The sequence below is a fragment of the Pseudorhodoplanes sinuspersici genome, assembly GCF_002119765.1.
Lineage (GTDB): Bacteria > Pseudomonadota > Alphaproteobacteria > Rhizobiales > Xanthobacteraceae > Pseudorhodoplanes > Pseudorhodoplanes sinuspersici.
In genome coordinates, this window is record NZ_CP021112.1 from 4,839,979 (window position 1) to 4,858,892 (window position 18,914).

Below are 18,914 nucleotides of genomic sequence, written 5' to 3' on the forward strand. Positions count from 1 at the left end.
AACCACTGGCACAAAGCCGATTTTGCATTATGTTCCCCTTGTTATGATCAAATCAGCATTGGACGCCCGCGTCGCAAAATTTCGTATCGGCCAAGTGGTGAAGCACCGGATTTTCCCATTCCGGGGTGTGGTTTTCGACATCGACCCGACATTCAGCAACACCGAGGAATGGTGGGAAGCGATCCCGGCCGAGGTCAGGCCCGATAAGGATCAACCCTTCTATCACCTGTTCGCCGAGAACGAGGAGACGGAATACGTGGCCTATGTTTCCGAACAGAACCTGCTGGCCGACGATTCGGCGGAACCGATCCGTCATCCGCAGGTCGCCGAAACTTTCGTGAAGGACAAGAAAGGCGCCTATCGCCCGCGCGATCTTGTCGTCAACTGACCAGGCATTCTTTCGAACTGGATCAAATAAAAAAAGCGCGCTGTACAGCGCGCCTTTTTGGCATTCATTTGCTGAGAGCTATTGCGTCTTGCCCTGCTGCTGCTCAAGCTTCTGGCGCGCTTCCAGCGCCCGCTTCTGCAATTCGTCCTGCAGCTTCTTGTTCTTTTCTTCCAGTTCCTTCGGATCGGTCGGTGGACCGTCATAGGCCTTGGCGAAATCGCCGAGCGGCAGCGCCAGCGTCATGACGTTCTGCGCCATGTTGTAGGCCTGCACATAGAGATTCTGCCCCTTCTTCAGCTTGGCAATGATGTCGGCATTGGCTTCGAGCTGGGCGATGCAGCCGCCATTGGCGCAGACAAGGAACGATCCCACAACAGCCGAGGGCTCGTCCTGGTCGACGACCACGCGCGTGCCGCGCGGCAACAGGACGCCTGGCGGCAACGTAACCTGAAGGACCTTCTTGGCTTCGCCATCCATCTCGATGATGACGGCAGCGACCACAGGCTGGCCCGATTCGAGACGGCCGTCCTTGCCGGTCTGGCACACCTGCTTGGCGCCCGCTTCCGGACCCTTGCCGCAGATCTTGGTCCAGTTGGAGTAAATCAGCGGCGGAATCGCCTGCTCGCCGCCCGCCTGGGGCGCTGCGGCCGGGGCGGGAGCGCCACCCTTCTGGGCCGGAGCCGATTTCTGGGCCGGAGCCTTCGGGGCGGCCTTCGGTGCTGCAGGCTGCTGCGCGAAGGCGCCAACAACACCGGCAGCCGATAGCGCGGCGACCGCGACAAACGTTGCGAGCGTCCGGGCCACCGGCCGGGCCGGCGCGGTCGCGAACCGATAAGTCATATCTCTACATATCCTCGTTAGCGCCGCTGAACGGCGGTGAGCCCACAGGCCGCCTGCCGCTGTCTCAATGCCAAAAGAGGCGACAGCGTGACGCCGGGTGCCGCCTGATACCCGAAATCGCCAGCACAATAAAGCACGATGCCCAAAAATGCTGGCATGCGACCGGCCGCCGCCGCGCCGGAACCTTATTTGGACCTCATGTGAACGGCTGGCGGCGGGCCGGACTATGTGAGAATTTTTGTAATCTGCGAATCGGACCGCATCGTGATCGCGTTGGACGTCCTCCGCCGGAATCTTGAACGCAGCCGCCTGCGCCGATGGCGCGCGCTCGCTGTCTGGATGATTGCCTTTGGATCCGCAATCGGATGCCAAGCTGCGAATGCCGAACCGCAGCACGCCATCGCCATGCATGGCGCTCCGGCGATGCCGCGCGATTTTTCCGCGATGCCGTATGTGAATCCCGACGCGCCGAAAGGCGGACGTATTGTCCACGGTGTACTCGGCACTTTCGACAGCCTTAACCCGATGATCGTGAAGGGCCTTTCGATCCCGCAAATCCGCGGCTATGTGATCGAGGGCCTCATGGCGCGTGGCTACAACGAACCGTTCACGCTTTACGGTCTGGTCGCCGAAACCATCGAGACCGACGACAAGCGCAGTTTCATCACCTTCAACCTCAATCCGAAGGCCCGCTTCTCCGACGGTCACCCCGTGACGCCAGACGATGTTGTGTTTTCGTGGCAATTGCTGCGCGACAAGGGCCGTCCCAATTACCGCACCTATTATTCGAAAGTGTCGCGCGTCGATATCACTGGCCCGCATTCGGTTCGTTTCGATCTGTCCGGCAGCGAAGACCGCGAATTGCCGCTCATTCTCGGGCTGATGCCGGTGCTACCGAAACATGCGATCGACGTCGACCGGTTTGAAGACACGACATTCACGCCGCCGATCGGCAGCGGTCCCTATATCGTCAAGACTGTCGATCCCGGCCGCAGCGTCACGCTGGTCCGCAATCCCGATTACTGGGGCGCGAAGCTGCCGATCAATCGCGGCCTGTGGAATGTCGACGAGATCAAGGCCGATTTCTATCGCGACGACAATTCATATTTCGAGGCGTTCAAAAAAGGTCTCTACGATATGCGTGCGGAGACCGATCCGACCCGCTGGCAAACCGGATATGACACGCCCGCCTACCGCGCCGGCCGTTACGTCAAGGAGGCGTTCCACGATGGCCTTCCGAAGGGCATGAATGCCCTTGTCTTCAACACGCGGCGCCCGGTCTTTGCCGATATTCGCGTGCGCGAAGCAATCGCGATGCTGTTCGACTTCGAGTGGATTAACAAGAACTTCTTTTTCAACCTTCAGAAACGTACCGGAAGTTATTTCGAAGGCTCGGAATTGTCGTCCCTGGGCCGCCCGGCCGATGAGCGCGAACGGGACTGGCTGAAGAGCTATCCCGGTGCCGTCCGTGACGATGTCCTTGAGGGCCGCTACATGCCGCCCAAGACCAACGGGTCCGGCCGCGACCGCGAAGTGCTCAAAAATGCACTGACGCTGTTTGAAGAGGCCGGTTACGAACTTGACGGGACTGTTCTGCGCAAGCGCGATACCGGCCAGGCGCTGACATTCGAAATCCTCGTCACCAGCCGCGATCATGAGCGGTTGGCTCTCGCTTTCGCGCGCGATCTCAAGCGCGCCGGCATCACCGTGCAGATCCGCACTGTCGATGCCGTGCAGTTCGACCGGCGCCGCCTGACCTACGATTTCGACATGATCCCCTATCGCTGGGATGAATCGCTGTCGCCCGGCAATGAACAAAGCTTCTACTGGGGCTCCGCCGCCGCCGATATCGACGGCACACGCAATTACATGGGTGTGAAGAGTCCCGCCATCGATGCGATGATCGCGCATCTGCTGCAGGCCCGCGAAAGAGACCATTTCGTTTCCGCGGTCCGGGCCCTCGACCGAATCCTGATTTCGGGCTTCTATGTCGTCCCCCTGTTCCACCTGCCCGATCAATGGGTGGCCCGATGGACCAGGATCGAACATCCAAAGACAACGCCGCTCTTCGGCTATCTGCCGGAGGCGTGGTGGCACAACCCGGGAGCTCGATGATGCACGCTCCGATTTCGATGGCGGGGCGCAGTGTACGAAGCGCTGCAACAACCATCGATTCCCTCTTCCGTGCCAATGCGGCCCGCAGGCCTGACGCGGATGCCGTCATCGATTCACCTGACCGGGAACGCGTCATCGGACAACCGCCGCGCCATTTGACTTATGCGCAAGCCGATCGCGCGGTTGAGGCGATTGCCACAAGGTTGCGCCAGATCGGCTTGCCGGCCGGAACGGTTGTTGGCCTGCAGATGCCGAACATCGTTGAAAGCGTCCTCACGCTTCTGGCGATCACCCGTGCCGGCATGGTGCCGGCCCCACTGCCGCTGTTGTGGCGGCGGGCAGATTGCGTCGCGGCATTGTCGCGCGCCGGTGCGCGAGCCATCATCACCTATGGGCATGTCGATGACATGGATCACGCGCAACTCGCGCTGGGTATCGCAGCCGAGCTGTTCCCCATCCGGGTGGTCTGCGGCTTTGGCTGCGGCCGTGTTGATGGCATCGTGCCATTCGACGATTGCCTGAGCGCCGATATCGAATCCACGCATGAGCTGGATGTGTCGCTCAGCGAGTCTTCGCCCGCCGCCGCCATCACTTTCGACATGACGGCGGACGGTCCCGTTGCGGTGCTGCGCGATCATGCGCAATTGCTGGCAGGCGGCGTGCTGGTGCAGCATCGCGCCACGATCCAACCTCGCGCCGCCATCGTCTCGACGATCCCGGCAACATCATTCGCGGGCTTGGCGACATCTTTCGTGCCGTGGCTCCTCTGCACCGGCACATTGATCCTGCATCATCCGTTCGATCCCGATGCGCTCGCAAGGCAGATCGCAGAGCATGACGGCAACATCCTGGTGGTTCCCGACGCGCTTCTGTTGCCACTGACGCAATCTGAAACGCTCGACACAACGCGCTCGCTCAAAAGCATTATCGCGCTCTGGCGTTCGCCGGATCGTGTTGCCGCGTCATCACAATGGCCGGCCGATGCGCCAAATCTCGTCGATGTAGCTGCGTTTGGAGAAGCAGGGCTTTTGGCGTCAGTGCGGGCGGCGAATGGACGCGCTGCACCGTGGCCGACTGGCAATATCGTTGTCGCCGAGAATGGACACGACATAACACTCGGCAGGGTTGCACAAACGGTGACAGGAACGCTCGGCCTCGGTGGCCTCCTCGCGGCATCCCCGCTTCGCCTTTATGATCCAGAACCAACGGAAGCACCCGACACCGGGGCTGATCTCGTCGATACCGGTTATTCCTGCCGTCTGACGCCAAACGACGAAACGCTCGTCATCACAGCCTCACCGGTCGGCCTCGTTAATGTCGGCGGTTACCGCTTTGCGATGCACGACCTCCAGTTGCACGTGCGTGATATCGACGACAATGGCGTCATCGCCGCCTTTCCTCATGCACTAACGGGCTATCGGCTCGCAGGACATGCAACAAATTCTGAGGTCGTGCGCGCAAAACTTGAAGAGAGCGGATCGAACCCGCTGATCAGCCACGCATTTCACGATCGTTTACCGTCCTGACGTTAAGGGAGTTTCCGAAGTCGCGTTGACGGCGTGTTAAATCGCGAAGCGCTATCCATTCCGTGTGATTGAAATACGGGATGAGCGTTGATGTCGCTGCAGGGACCAATCGTTGTCGTGGCGGAGAAAAGGTCCTCCAAGCTGCTCGAGGCGATATCGATCGCTGGCGCCTTCCCTGTCATTGAAGCGTCCTGTGAAGATGCAGCCGCGGCGATTGCTGCAGCCGATCCAACCGCCATCATTCTCGCCGATAGCCGCGCCGCCACCGATCCCGCGCTCGCCGAATGCCTGTCGCGCGACATCACCCGCAAGAGCCCGATTGTTCCCGTTGTCGCCTGTGCGGGTCCCGAAGATACACTTTCATATCGTGAAGCCCTGATGATCGGACGGGAAGCGACACCCGCGGCTGTGACCGCGCGCGTTGCCTCGGTGCTGCGCGTTCGCACGCTGCATGCAAGCGTGTTGCGCCGGGCCGAAGCGGCTCAGGCCGCTGGAAAGACCGTACCGACGACGTCGACCAGCGATCCCATTGAAGATGCCACGGTTATCCTTGCCGGGCGCGGGCGCACCTATCCGGAGCTTTCGGTCGGCATCGGTGAACATACCGGTCTGATCGGCGTCCTCACCATCGAAGCCGCAGCCCGCTTTCTGAAGACGCGCGATGCCGACGGCCTCGTGATCGGCGATGGCTTCCGCCCGCAAAGCGTCGAAGCCATTCTGACCATCGTGGCCGAAGACTCGCGCTTTCGCGATCTGCCAATCGGCGTCATCGGCCATCAATTGTCGATCGACGAACGTGAATTGCCGCATCTGGTTTTCGCCGACGATCCACGGAGCCTCGTCACCAAGATCTTGCCGCTCGTCCGTCTGCATGCCTTCGAACGGAGACTGCGCCGGACGCTGCAAAATTTCGATCAGGACGGCGTTGTCGATCCGGCGACAGGCCTCCTTCATCAGGCGGCCTTCATCGCCGAACTCGATCGCGTCATACGCGATGCAGACCAGCACTCATCAGGACTGTCGCTTGCCCGCTTCACCTTCGACGCCAGTTTCGACAATCGCGCGATCAATGATGCCGCGCGCATGATCGGCAAGCTCAAGCGGACCGCCGATTTTGGCTGCCGCGACGATGACGGAACAATTCTCCTGGCCTTTGCCGAGACCGACATGCGCCGCGCCCAGGCGGTGACGCGCCGGTTCACCAACGTGCTCAAGCACACAATGCTGCTGCCGGAAAACCCGCGCGCACCGGCGACACCGCGCGTCATCCTCACCCGCCGCAAGCCGGCCGATACGGTGGCGAGCCTACTCTCCCGCGTGACGATCCCGGCAGTTGCGGCGGAATAGCGGCAGGCCTACATGGTGCGGACAGGAGATGTCCGCATGACCAGCACCAAGACCCCCGTTCGTATCGACGTCGTTTCCGATGTCGTCTGCCCATGGTGCTTTATTGGCAAGCGCCGGCTTGAACAGGCCATCGCCCTCAATCCCGACATTCCGGTCGAGGTGCACTACCACCCCTTCTTCCTGAATGACTGGATTCCGGCGGAAGGCATTTCCCGCGAGCAATATCTGACGACGAAATTCGGCTCGCCTGAGCGCTACAAGGACATTGCCCAGCGTGTCTCAGCCGCTGCCGCCGAGGACGGCCTCGTCTACGCCATCGACAAGGTGAGCCGCCAGCCCAACACGACCGATAGCCACCGCCTGATCCACTGGGCTGCACTCGAAGGCAAAGCCCCCGAGATGAAGCAGCGGCTGATGGAGCTTTATTTCTCCGAAGGCGCCGACCTCTCCGACAAGGCGGTGCTGGTGAAGGCGGCGGCCGATATCGGGCTCGATGCCGATGCCGTCGCAAAGAAGCTGGACGGTAACGAGGACCTCGATGCCGTGTCGCAGCGTGTCGAGGCGGCCAAGTCCGCGGGCATTCAGGGCGTGCCGTTCTTCATCGTCGATAACGCCTTTGCCCTGTCGGGCGCACAGGCCCCCGATCAACTCGCCGCCGTGATCCAGCGCGCAGCGAACGAGAGGGCGCAGAAGGCGGCGGGTTAAATCGCGGCCGCTCCACAAACTCCGTTCATTCCCGCGCAAGCGGGAATCCAGACCTTCAAGCGCTGGGTCCCCGCTTTCGCGGGGACGAACGGATGAATAATCGAGTCGCCTCACGCCGCCTTCTGGTTCTCCGCGATCTTCACCAGGTTGCGCAGGATTTTGGTCGTCCCGAGCAGACGCTGCACCGGCTTTGGCCAGTCATCCAGGAACACGACCTTCTGGTCCGGCCGCACCTTGGCGATCGGCGCCTGGCTCGCGATGTAACGCATCAAGCCTTCCGGATTGGCGAAGCTGTTGTCGCGGAATTGCAGAACCGCACCCTTCTGGCCGGTGTCGATGCGCTCGACATTGGCGCGCTTCGACAAGAGCTTGATCACCACGATCTGCATGAGATGCTTGACCTCGTCCGGCAGCGGACCGAAGCGATCGACCATCTCGGCCGCGAAGCTTTCGATCTCCTGCTCGTTCTCAACGGTCGCGATACGACGATAGAGACCAAGCCGCACCGACAGATCGGCGACATAGTCGTCGGGGATGAGCACCGGTGTACCGACGGTGATCTGCGGCGACCACTGATCGGCCACCGGCTCGGTGATGCCGGCTTTGAGGCTCGTGACCGCCTCCTCCAGCATCTGCTGATACAGCTCGAAACCGACTTCCTTGATGTGACCCGATTGCTCCTCGCCGAGCAGATTGCCGGCACCACGGATGTCGAGATCGTGCGAGGCGAGCTGAAAGCCCGCACCCAGCGTGTCGAGCGATTGCAGCACCTTCAGCCGCCGCTCCGCCTGCGCGGTGATGCGCTTCTCGGCCGGCAGCGTGAACAATGCATAAGCGCGGATCTTCGAGCGTCCGACACGGCCGCGCAACTGATACATCTGCGCAAGACCAAACCGGTCGGCCCGATGCACGATCAGCGTATTGGCGGTCGGAATGTCGAGACCGGATTCGACAATGGTGGTCGAGATCAGCACGTCGAACTTGCCGTCATAGAAAGCCGACATGATGTCTTCCAGCATGGTCGGCGGCATCTGGCCATGCGCGACCGCGACCTTCACCTCAGGCACCGCCTTGTCGAAGAATTCCTTCGCACCGGCCAGATCCTCGATGCGTGGGCAGACGTAGAAGGACTGGCCGCCGCGATAGCGTTCGCGCAGGATCGCCTCGCGCACCCCGAGTGGATCGAATGGCGAAACGAAGGTACGAACCGCAAGACGATCGACCGGAGGCGATGCGATCAGCGACAGATCGCGCACGCCGGTCAGCGCAAGTTGCAAGGTACGTGGGATCGGCGTCGCGGTCAGCGTCAGCATGTGCACTTCAGCGCGCAGCGTCTTCAGCTTCTCCTTGTGCGCAACGCCGAAATGCTGCTCCTCGTCGACGATGACCAGCGCCAGGTCCTTGAATTTCACGTTCTTGCCCAGCAGCGCATGGGTGCCGACCACAATGTCGAGCGTGCCATCGGCGAGCGCCTTGCGGGTCTGCGTCATATCCGCGGCGCTCACCAGGCGGGAGGCCTGACCGATCTTGATCGGGAAGCCGCGGAAGCGTTCAGTGAACGTCTTGAAGTGCTGGCGCGCCAGCAATGTCGTCGGCACGACGACCGCAACCTGCTTGCCGTTCATCGCCGCGACAAAGGCCGCGCGCAGCGCCACTTCGGTCTTGCCGAAGCCGACATCGCCGCAAACCAGCCGGTCCATCGGCCGACCCGAAGCGAGGTCCTCGATCGCCGCATCGATCGCATTCTGCTGATCCTCGGTTTCCTCATAAGGGAAGCCGGCGCAGAATTCGTCATAGGCGCCTTCGGGTACGGTGAGCCTCGAAGCCTCACGCAGCTTGCGCTCGGCCGCCACTTTCATCAGTTCATGGGCGATCTCGCGGATGCGGTTCTTCATCCGCGCCTTGCGCGTCTGCCATCCGGTGCCGCCGAGGCGGTCGAGTTCGACTTCCAAGTCTTCCGAGCCGTAGCGCGACAACAGGTCGATATTCTCGACCGGCAGGTACAGCTTGGTGTCGCCGGCATAATGCAGCTCGAGGCAATCATGCGGCGCACCCGCCGCCTCGATGGTCGAGAGGCCGATGAAGCGGCCGATGCCGTGATCGACATGGACGACGAGATCGCCGGCCGACAGGCTGGTCGCCTCGGCGATGAAGTTCTCCGCGCGTTTCGAGACCCGGCGCGGCCGCACCAGACGATCGCCGAGGATATCCTGCTCGCCAATGATCGCGACCCGGTCAGTCTCGAAACCGGTTTCGAGGCCGAACACGGCCAGCGACACATCCGTCCTCGGCCGCGCCAAAGCCTCCTGCCAGGTGGCCACATTGGTCAGGTTGGCAATGCCGTGGTCGCGCAGCACGTGCCCCATGCGATCGCGTGCGCCCTCGCTCCACAGCGCGATGACCACATTCTTGTTGTCGCGCTGCAGCCCTGCGACATGCCTCGTCACGGCGTCGAACACATTGGCATTCTGCTCGGCGCGCTCGGCCGCGAAGTTATGCCCCTGCCGCGTACCGATATCGACAACAGAATCCTGTTCGGGCACAGCGAACGGCGTCAGCCTTGCGACCTTCGATCGCTCCAGCCTGTCGCGCCATTCCTCTTCGGTGAGATAGAGCCGCTGCGGCGGCAGCGGCTTGTATGGCACGCCGCCGGCATCGGCCGGCACATTGTGGCGCGCATCGTAATAGTCGTTGATCAGGCTGATCCGCTCATGCGCGACATCGTCGGCGAGCGGTTCCAGCGCGATCGGGGTGCCATCGAGATAATCGAGCAGCGTATCGAGGTGGTCGTGGAACAGCGGCAACCAATGCTCCATGCCGGGATAGCGGCGGCCTTCGCTGACCGATTCATAGAGCAGGTCGTCCCGGGTCGCGGCGCCGAAGGCTTCGACATAGCCCAGCCGGAAGCGGCGGATGGTTTCAGTCGTGAGCTGGAATTCCGACACCGGCACGAGATCAAGCGCGCGCAGATCGTATTGCGTGCGCTGCGTTTCGGGATCGAAGGAGCGGATCGTTTCGAGCTGATCGCCGAAGAAGTCGAGCCGCACCGGCATGTCCATGCCCGGCGCAAAGAGATCGAGAATGCCGCCGCGTAGCGCATAATCGCCCGGCTCGCGCACCGTCGAGGCCCGGGTATAGCCGTTCAGTTCAAGCCAGCTCGCCACGCGTTCCATGGGAAGCACATTGCCCGGCGCCGCCGACAGCGATTTCCCGGCGACGAAGTCGCGCGCCGGCACACGCTGCAGGATTGCGTTGACCGTGGTCAGCACCACCGATGGCTTGTCGCGGGCCTCGACATTGGCGAGTCGCGATAGCGTCGTCATGCGCTGCGCCAGCACGGCCGCATACGGCGACACACGGTCATACGGCAGACAGTCCCAGGCGGGGAATTCAAGCCGCTCGATATCGGGGGCGAAGAATGACAGGCCGCGGGCCAGCGCAGCCAGACGCGTCGCGTCGCGGCACACCACCAGAAGACTGACCGACGGCGCATGCGGCCGCGCCGCGATGGCGCGCGCGAGATCGGCAACAACCAGCCCTTCGGCGCCGTCAGCGACATTCGACAGCGTGATCGGCTTGCGTGGCCGCAGCAGCTCGGCCGGGCCCTTGATCATCAGTGTGTCCGCCATCAGCGAATCTCTCCGCTCGTGGCGTGGAAGGTCCGGATGCGATCGAGAAGACCGGTGTGATGCGAAGTCGGAATGGCAATTTCGCCGGTCACCCAGCCATAAATATCGTGATCCGGCACGTCCAATAGCCTCTCATATTCGTCCAGGTCGCCATCGGTCATGTCGCCGATATGCGCATCGGCAAAACGGCCGAGCAAAAGGTCGGTTTCGCGGATGCCGCGATGCCAGGACCGGAACAGCAGCCGCCGCCGCCGCTCACTCAAGTCCGCGCTCGATCGTGTGGTCCCGGTCATCTTCGCTCCAACGCCAAAAGCCCGGACGGGCCGGGCGCGGCTGATATAGGCCGCGGACGCGCGTCTGTCAGCCCGTTCGTGTTATGCGTATCTGCATGAGGCCCAATCTGCTCGACCCGTTCTTTGCATCGATCACGTCGCTGGCCGGGATCGGCCCGAAGGTGGAGAAACTGTATCGTCGGCTGCTTGGCCGCGATGACGTGCCGCGTCTGGTCGATCTCTTGTTCCACATGCCGACCGGCGCCATCGACCGCCGAGCCCGGCCGAAACTGCGCGACGTCCAGCCGGGCAGCGTGGTGACGGTGAAGGTCACGGTGGATCGTCATCGCCCGGCCCCGCCGGGCCGCGATCGCGTGCCGCATCTGATCTATGCCAGCGACGACACCGCGGATCTTGTGCTGACCTACTTTCGCCCCCGCAAGGATTACCTCGAAAAGCTCTTTCCGGTTGGCGAGACGCGTTACGTCTCCGGCACCACGGCCTTCTATGACGGCATGCTGCAGATGGTGCATCCCGACCGCGTGGTCGACGAGAAGGGTCTCGCCGCCCTGCCCGCCATCGAGCCCGTTTATCCGCTGACCGAAGGGCTCTCCGAGAACATGATCACCAAGGCGATGGAGGCCGCCTTGTCGAAGGTACCGCAGCTTCCCGAATGGCAGGACGAGGCCTGGCTCAAACGTAACGGCTTTCCCGCCTTCAGCAATGCGCTGATCGCGGTGCATCGTCCCTCTGACATCGCCGGCATTGAGCCGGACAGCCCCGCCCGTTCGCGCCTGGCCTATGACGAATTACTCGCCAGCCAGCTTGCGCTCGGCCTCGTTCGCGCCAGCAACAAGCGCAGCAAGGGCCGCGCTCATGCTGGCGACGGGCATTTGCGCCGGGCAATCATTGCCGCTCTGCCCTACTCGCTGACGCTATCCCAGCATCGGGCGCTCGATGCCATCGTCGCCGATCTCTCAAAACCCGAGCGCATGGTGCGTCTGCTGCAAGGCGATGTCGGTTCGGGCAAAACCGTGGTCGCGTTGCTCGCCTCCGCCGCTGTGATCGAGACGAGGCGCCAGGCCGCGCTGATGGCGCCGACCGAAATCCTCGCGCGGCAGCATTTCAAGACCATTGCGCCGCTGGCCGAAGCCGCCGGCGTCCGCGCCGAAATCCTGACCGGCCGCGAGCGGGGCAAGGAACGCGACGAGAGACTGGCGCGGCTCGCCAAGGGCGAGATCGACATTCTCGTCGGCACCCATGCGCTGTTTCAGGACGAGGTTGTCTTTCGCGATCTCGCCCTCGCCGTCATCGACGAACAGCATCGCTTCGGCGTGCACCAACGCCTTGCCCTCGCCAACAAGGGCGAGGCCGTCGACATGCTGGTGACAACCGCGACGCCGATCCCGCGCACGCTAGTGCTGACCTATTTCGGCGACATGGACATTTCCGAACTCCGCGAAAAGCCCGCCGGGCGCCAGCCGATCGATACCCGCACCATCCCGCTCGACCGCATCAACGACGTCGTCGAGGCGGTCGGCCGCGCGCTGGATGACGGGCAGCGCGTCTACTGGGTCTGCCCTCTCGTGGAAGAGTCGGAGAATGTCGACCTCGCCGCCGCCGAGGACCGCTTCAAGACGCTGCGCAAGCGCTTTGGCGGCATCACCGATCTCGTCCATGGCAAGATGCGCGGCGCCGACAAGGACGAAGCGATGCGCCGGTTCGCTGCCGGCGAAACGCGACTGCTCGTCTCGACAACGGTGATCGAAGTCGGCGTCGATGTGCCGGAAGCGACCGTCATGGTGATCGAACATGCCGAGCGCTTCGGCCTTGCCCAGCTTCACCAGTTGCGCGGGCGGATCGGCCGCGGCAGCGGCAAGTCGACCTGCCTCCTGCTCTATCGCACGCCGCTTGGCGAGATCGCCAAGGCACGGCTCACGGTGATGCGCGAGACCGAAGACGGATTTCGCATTGCCGAGGAGGACCTGAAGCTGCGCGGCGAAGGCGACGTGCTCGGCACGCGGCAGAGCGGCATGCCGTCTTTCCGCATCGCGTCACCGGAGGCGCACGGGCATCTGCTGCCCGCCGCCCGCGACGACGCGCAGCTAATTCTCGCGCGCGATCCCGTGCTCGCAAGCGAGCGCGGGAAGGCTCTTCTGTGTCTGCTCTATCTGTTCGAGCGCGACGACGCCATTCGCCTGATCAAGGCGGGATGAGTTACGCGCCGAGAGGATTGGGGCCGTATGTGTTGGTGCCCGCTTCGCCCTGCTGGATGAACCAGATCAAGAGGATGATGAAGCCGATGATCGGCAGAAACCACAGGAGCTGCCACCAGCCGGAACGGCCGGTATCGTGCAGGCGGCGCGCGCCGACCGCAAGGTTCGGCAGGATCGTTCCCAACGTGAAGATCGAACTCAGCGGGTAGATCGAGTCAGATCCGAAAACGGCCATGTCCAGTATGCTGGCCGCAATTCCTGCGAGCCACACGAACAGAATCCAGTACCAAAAGGCCGACCGTTGCGCGCGGCCGTTGAAGTTCACGTAGTTATTGAAGCCCGATTGGATCGCCTCGGAAAAGTTCATCGCCCCGTCTCCTGATTGCAAAATCAAAAAAACGCATAGGTTACAAACAACACTGGACTAAAACACGCGACGTGTGACGGCTATTTGATCCGTTCTTTCGTCGTCTCGCTTGCGTTCGTCGTCTCGCTTGCAGCCTGAGCCGCACGCGCGGCGGCGGCAATCGCGGCAAAACCGCCTTGTCCGTTACCATTGGATGCACCGGGCTGAATCATGCCGGCCGACATAATCAAAGTGGCCGCGGCTTCGACGGGAATGTCGAGTTCGATAATCTTCTTGCGCGGCAAATAGAAAAAGAAGCCCGTTGTCGGGTTGGGCGTACAGGGCAGAAAAACTGAAATCTGGTCGTCGTCGCCCGGCAACCGGCTCGCGACATGGTCGCTCGGCGGCTGCGACAGAAACACCAGCGACCACATCCCCGGCCCCGGGAATTCAACCAGACCGACTTTGCGGAAGCTCGTTCCCGATTTCGAGAACAGCATCTGGAAGACCTGCTTCACCGTCCTGTAGATCGGACGCACGATCGGCATGCGATCGATCAGGTGATCGCCGAGCTGGATCAGCGAGCGGCCGACGAGATTGGCGGTCAGGAAACCAAGCAGCGTCAGTGCGACCAGCGCGATAATCAGGCCGGAGCCCGGAATGTTCCACGGCAGATAGGTTTCCGGCCGATACGCATCGGGGATCAGCGGCCGCACCCAGTCGTCGACCCAAGTGACAAAGGCCGTGATCAGCCAGGCGGTAATCGCCAGCGGCCCCGCCACCACAAGGCCGGTCAGGAAATAATTGCGCAGTTTGGCGCCCAGACCTGATGGCGGCAGGTCTGTTTCGATGAGATCCGGAGGTGGCGACTGTTCGTTCATACGTGTTTTCGGGCGATTCAGATCGTCCATTATAGACGCATTCCGCTATAAACGCATTCCTTGCCGGTTACAGCGGAATGTCTTGGTTTAAAAGTTCCGCATTAAAAGTATTGGATGAAGAATATGGACTTATTCCACGGTCACTGACTTGGCGAGGTTCCGCGGCTGGTCGATATCGGTGCCCAGCGCCACTGCCGTGTAATAGGCCAGGAGCTGCACCGGCAAGGCATAGACCAGCGGCGTCACCGAGGATGGCATGTCCGGCAAGGTAATGATGGTCACACCCGGCATGGTCGCCTCGGCGGCGCCCTTGGAGTCGGTCAGGAGGATGATCCGGCCGCCCCGGGCCGCCACCTCCTGCATGTTCGAGACCGTCTTCTCGAACACCGAGTCATAAGGCGCCGTCACGATCACCGGCATGGTCTCATCGATCAGGGCGATCGGACCGTGCTTCAGTTCGCCGGCGGCATAGCCCTCGGCGTGGATATAGGAGATTTCCTTCAGCTTCAGCGCCCCTTCCAGCGCCAGCGGGTAGCTGGTGCCGCGGCCGAGATAGAGCACGTCGCTGCTTTTGCCGAGATCGCGCGCCAGCGCCTCGATGTCACCTTCGAGCGTCAGCGTTTCGTTCATGTGGCGCGGCACTTCGATCAAGGCCCTGACCAGCTTGCGCTCCTCAGCGTCGCTGATCGCTCCGCGCGCGCGGCCGGCGGCGATGGCGAGACAGGCGAGCACCGACAACTGACAGGTAAAGGCTTTGGTCGAGGCGACGCCGATTTCCGGGCCGGCCAGTGTCGGCATGATGACATCGCTCTCGCGGGCGATGGTCGATGTCTGCACATTCACCACCGACAGCACATGCAGGCCCTGCTCTTTCGCGTAACGGAGCGAGGCCAGCGTGTCGGCAGTTTCGCCCGATTGCGAAACGAACAAGGCCAGATCGCCCTTGCGCAAAGGCGCCTCGCGATAGCGGAATTCAGATGCGACATCGATTTCGACCGGCAGCCGCGCGTAGCGCTCGAACCAGTATTTGGCGACAAGCCCCGCATAATAGGCGGTACCGCAGGCCGAGATTGAAACGCGCTCGATCTTGTTCCACTCGAACGGCAGCTCGCCCGGCAGGACCACGCTTTCCTTCGCCATGTCGATGTAATGCGACAGCGTATGGGCGACCACTTCCGGCTGTTCGTGAATCTCCTTCGCCATGAAGTGACGATGGTTGCCCTTGTCGAGCAGAAAGGCCGAACTGCTGGTCTTGATGACGGGACGCTTCACCGCGTTGCCGGCAACGTCGAAGATCTGGACGCCGTCACGGGACATGACCGCCCAATCCCCTTCATCGAGATAGGAAATGGCATCGGTGAAGGGCGCGAGCGCAATCGCATCGGAACCGAGATACATCTCGCCGCTGCCATGACCGATCGCCAATGGCGATCCCTTGCGCGCGCCGATCATCATATCGTCTTCGCCGGCGAAGATGAAGGCGAGCGCGAAAGCACCGCGCAAACGCGGCAGCGCCGCGCGCACCGCATCGACCGGCGAACGGCCCTTCTTCATTTCCTCGGTCACGAGATGGGCGACGACTTCGGTATCGGTTTCGGTGCCGAAGGTTGCGCCCTCTTTTTCAAGCTCCTCGCGCAACTCGCGGAAATTCTCGATGATGCCGTTATGCACGACGGCGAGCCGCTCGGTCGCATGCGGATGCGCGTTGTTCTCGGTCGGCTTGCCGTGTGTCGCCCAGCGGGTATGGCCGATACCGGCGAGGCCCGACAAAGGCTCGCGATTGAGGCGCTCCTGCAAATTCTTCAGTTTACCTTCGGCCCTTCGGCGTTCGAGGTGACCGTTCTCGACGGTGGCAATACCCGCTGAATCATAGCCGCGGTATTCGAGACGCTTCAGCGCATCGACTAGCTGGCCGGCGACCGGCTCACGTCCCAGAATTCCAACAATCCCGCACATTCGTGCTCATCCCCCGCCGACGACCCTAGAGCATGATGCCGAAAAGTGTGAAGCGGTTTTCGGACGACATCATGCTCTAACTTATTAGAATCGATCACGTTTATGACTTTGGATCGATTCGATCCAAAGTCATCGTGATCTATGGGTCGTTAGACCGGCATCTTATGGTTAGCGGAAATCAAAAAGCGTTTCCGCGTGTGACAGATAGGGTGCGCGACGGTACGCTCAACTGTGTTCTTTTTTGCTTACCGTCTTCAGGCTGCGCAGGCGGGATACCCAGCCTTCCTTAACGACTTGTCGCACGCGGCCCAATGCCAGCGAATCCGGCGGCACGTCCTCGGTGATCACCGAGCCTGAGCCGACATAGGCGCCGTCGCCGATTGTCACCGGTGCGACCAACGCTGAATTGGAGCCGACGAAAGCTCCCTTGCCGACATCCGTGCGCTGTTTTGACGTTCCGTCATAATTACAGAAAATCGTACCGGCACCGATATTGGCGCCCTCGCCGACGCGCCCGTCACCGATATAGGCGAGATGATTGGCCTTGGCGCCATCTTCCATTGTGGCTTCCTTCACCTCGACGAAATTGCCGACGCGCGCCGCCTTGCCGATTTTCGCGCCGGGCCGCAGCCGCGCATAGGGACCGATCGATGCACTCTCGCCGACATGCGCGCCGCTGAGATTCGAGAAGGCATGAATGACGGCTTTCGATTCCACCGTCACGCCAGGGCCGAACACGACATAAGGTTCGACCGTCACATCACTTCCGAATGTGGTGTCGGCGGACAGAAACACCGTCTCCGGCGCGATCATGGTCACGCCGGCATCGAGCGCCGCCTTGCGCAGACGCTGCTGCAAGACCGCTTCCGCTTCGGCAAGTTGCGTCTTGGTGTTGATGCCGCGCACATCATCCTCGTCGACTTCGACCGCAACCGCGCGCAACCCGGACTTGGTGGCGAGCGCCACGGCATCCGTCAGGTAGAATTCCTTCTTCGCATTGTTGTCGTCGATACCATCGAGCAATGCGAGTGCGTGCCGGCCATCGAGCGCCATCAAGCCGCCGTTGCAAAGCCGGATCGCACGTTCGGCTTCGCTCGCATCATTCTGCTCGCGGATGGCAACGAGTTGACCATCTTTCACAATGAGGCGGCCATAGCCGGTCGGATCGGCCGGCGTGAATCCGGCAACCGCGACCGCGGCGCCGCCCTTCAATGCATCGCGCAGCTTTTGCAGCGTTTCGGTCCGCACCAACGGCGTATCGGCAAAGACAATCAGAATGTCGTCGAAGCCGCGCTCGAGAACCGGACGCGCGGCCAGCACCGCATGCGCTGTCCCAAGCCGCTGCATCTGCCGCGCCATCTCCGCATTGGGGATAATGCGCTTGGCTTCCTTGGCCACGGCATCATGATCCGGGCCGACGACAACCGCGCACGCTTTTGCGCCCGCTTGCCCAACGGCGCGCAAAACATGACTGAGAAGCGTCTCGCCGCCGATCGCATGCAGCACTTTTGGGAGCGAGGAACGCATCCGCGTCCCCTCACCGGCCGCAAGCACAACTGCAAGGCATGTCCGTTCCGCCATCTCGTCTTTCCCGATTAAATCAGCACTCGTGTCCTGTCTTCAACGCTTCGTATCCCTTGCCGCGATTTCTTGAACGAAGCGTTGGAGACAAAAGGACACTAGCAACTTTTGATTCTCGTGCGGTTTGTTTCTGACGTTCCGATGGAAGAGATGACCGCGAGGGCGATCGGAACGTCAGAAACACCGCGCCAGGTCTTAGCCGAGCATCATGGCGCGGAAAAGCCGCAAGCGCCCGACTTGAAACCAAGTCTTAACGACGGCTTCCTGCTAGCATTTGCGGAACATGATTCGTGGCGGGAAGATGCCGAAGCAAGCTATAAGACGCGCCAATCCCGTGGTTTCCCATCTGCGCCTCGATTTGCGCGGATTGGCGCGCCCCGCCCTCTGGGGGAGTGCGGCTGTCGCATCCCTGCTTGTGGTGGCCTTTGCGACACAGACCGCGACCGGCAAAAATCGCCTCGCCACGGCTTACAGCACGATCACGGGGGCGTCCGAGGTCGCCGCCCTGGAGCGGGAACAAAAGTCGGCTCAACGGGAACACGTCCTGCAGGTCGAGACACGGAATCTGACCGAGACGATGCGCAACCTTTCGGCAGATCGCGATCAATTGCTGGCGCGCATGGCTGTGCTCGAACGTAATTATGAAGACGTCGTCACCGGTTCGATCGGCCGGCTGACCCATCCGCCGCAATCATCCACTGAACAGTTGTTTCCGATTGCGCCGTCGACCGAACTCGCGCCGGTGATCCCGCCGCCACAACCGATCGCAACGATCCCGGTGGACCGCGACGGCGCGGCCGCACCCCAGACGGAATTGGCCGATACGACATCGGCCCGTACCGATTTCGGCGTCGATCTCGGCGGCGCTCCGACGCTCGCGTCCATCCGCACGGCCTGGAACCAGATTCGCCGCAATCACGCCTCGCTGCTTGACGGCTTGCGGCCGGTCATTGGTGTCCGCGACGGCAAAGGCGGACAGGTGGATCTGCGCCTCATCGCCGGTCCCATCGCCAATGCCGCGACCGCTGCCAAACTCTGCGCTTCGCTCGCCGCGTCCAATCAGCCGTGTCAGCCGGCGACGTTCGACGGACAACGGCTCGCTCTGCGCTGAG

The 18,914-nt window shown here is 62.0% G+C and carries 15 protein-coding genes; 7 read left to right on the forward strand and 8 right to left on the reverse strand.

Features of this window, described 5'->3' with window-relative positions; genetic code table 11:
* The first annotated feature begins 43 nt into the window (after nt 1-43).
* Entirely contained in the window at nt 44-388 is a 345-nt protein-coding gene (gene hspQ / locus CAK95_RS23595; protein WP_086090137.1) for a heat shock protein HspQ, read from the forward strand.
* Nucleotides 389-466: 78 nt separating this feature from the next.
* On the opposite strand, the gene CAK95_RS23600 is transcribed toward hspQ, so the two are convergent.
* A complete protein-coding gene (locus CAK95_RS23600; RefSeq protein ID WP_086090138.1) occupies nt 467-1,228 on the reverse strand; it encodes an invasion associated locus B family protein in 762 nt (253 codons plus the stop codon).
* A gap of 17 nt (nt 1,229-1,245) precedes the next feature.
* Complete coding sequence (locus tag CAK95_RS29370) at nt 1,246-1,386, reverse strand: hypothetical protein (RefSeq protein ID WP_157699719.1); 141 nt, start codon at nt 1,384-1,386, stop codon at nt 1,246-1,248.
* 181 nt (nt 1,387-1,567) lie between these two features.
* On the opposite strand from CAK95_RS29370, the gene CAK95_RS23605 reads away from it, so the two are divergent.
* The 4 genes from CAK95_RS23605 (at nt 1,568) to CAK95_RS23620 (ending at nt 6,921) form a co-directional block, all read left to right on the forward strand.
* Nucleotides 1,568-3,343: an extracellular solute-binding protein gene (locus tag CAK95_RS23605; protein WP_086091619.1), complete on the forward strand. Its 1,776-nt coding sequence runs from the start codon at nt 1,568-1,570 to the stop codon at nt 3,341-3,343.
* Nucleotides 3,343-4,869 carry an AMP-binding protein gene (locus tag CAK95_RS23610; RefSeq protein ID WP_157699720.1) on the forward strand — a complete coding sequence of 509 codons (1,527 nt, stop codon included), beginning with the start codon at nt 3,343-3,345 and terminating at the stop codon, nt 4,867-4,869. Before CAK95_RS23605 ends, CAK95_RS23610 begins: the two co-directional genes overlap by 1 nt.
* A 90-nt stretch (nt 4,870-4,959) precedes the next feature.
* The gene (locus CAK95_RS23615; RefSeq protein WP_086090140.1) at nt 4,960-6,216 is read left to right on the forward strand and encodes a hypothetical protein; all 1,257 of its coding nucleotides are present in this window, start codon (nt 4,960-4,962) and stop codon (nt 6,214-6,216) included.
* A 36-nt stretch (nt 6,217-6,252) separates the two neighbouring features.
* Entirely contained in the window at nt 6,253-6,921 is a 669-nt protein-coding gene (locus CAK95_RS23620) for a DsbA family oxidoreductase (RefSeq protein ID WP_086090141.1), read from the forward strand.
* Between the two features lie 110 nt (nt 6,922-7,031).
* On the opposite strand, the gene mfd is transcribed toward CAK95_RS23620, so the two are convergent.
* Nucleotides 7,032-10,550 (reverse strand): transcription-repair coupling factor, encoded by a 3,519-nt coding sequence (gene mfd / locus CAK95_RS23625; RefSeq protein ID WP_425349633.1) that lies wholly within the window; start codon nt 10,548-10,550, stop codon nt 7,032-7,034.
* A complete protein-coding gene (locus CAK95_RS23630) occupies nt 10,550-10,843 on the reverse strand; it encodes an FAD assembly factor SdhE (protein ID WP_086090142.1) in 294 nt (97 codons plus the stop codon). Before CAK95_RS23630 ends, mfd begins: the two co-directional genes overlap by 1 nt.
* A gap of 95 nt (nt 10,844-10,938) precedes the next feature.
* Between CAK95_RS23630 and recG the strand changes: the two genes are divergently transcribed.
* On the forward strand, nt 10,939-13,038 hold the full coding sequence (gene recG, locus CAK95_RS23635) for an ATP-dependent DNA helicase RecG (RefSeq protein ID WP_086091621.1): 2,100 nt from the start codon (nt 10,939-10,941) through the stop codon (nt 13,036-13,038).
* A gap of 1 nt (nt 13,039) precedes the next feature.
* Here recG and CAK95_RS23640 read toward each other — a convergent pair whose 3' ends face one another.
* The 4 genes from CAK95_RS23640 to glmU form a co-directional block, all read right to left on the reverse strand.
* Complete coding sequence (locus CAK95_RS23640; RefSeq protein WP_086090143.1) at nt 13,040-13,405, reverse strand: DUF805 domain-containing protein; 366 nt, start codon at nt 13,403-13,405, stop codon at nt 13,040-13,042.
* An 80-nt stretch (nt 13,406-13,485) separates the two neighbouring features.
* Entirely contained in the window at nt 13,486-14,265 is a 780-nt protein-coding gene (locus CAK95_RS23645) for a DUF502 domain-containing protein (protein ID WP_086091622.1), read from the reverse strand.
* Between the two features lie 129 nt (nt 14,266-14,394).
* Nucleotides 14,395-16,221 carry a glutamine--fructose-6-phosphate transaminase (isomerizing) gene (gene glmS / locus CAK95_RS23650; protein ID WP_086090144.1) on the reverse strand — a complete coding sequence of 609 codons (1,827 nt, stop codon included), beginning with the start codon at nt 16,219-16,221 and terminating at the stop codon, nt 14,395-14,397.
* Nucleotides 16,222-16,446: 225 nt separating this feature from the next.
* On the reverse strand, nt 16,447-17,802 hold the full coding sequence (gene glmU, locus CAK95_RS23655) for a bifunctional UDP-N-acetylglucosamine diphosphorylase/glucosamine-1-phosphate N-acetyltransferase GlmU (protein WP_086090145.1): 1,356 nt from the start codon (nt 17,800-17,802) through the stop codon (nt 16,447-16,449).
* 301 nt (nt 17,803-18,103) lie between these two features.
* Between glmU and CAK95_RS23660 the strand changes: the two genes are divergently transcribed.
* Nucleotides 18,104-18,913: a hypothetical protein gene (locus CAK95_RS23660; RefSeq protein WP_147413512.1), complete on the forward strand. Its 810-nt coding sequence runs from the start codon at nt 18,104-18,106 to the stop codon at nt 18,911-18,913.
* Nucleotide 18,914 lies beyond the last annotated feature (1 nt).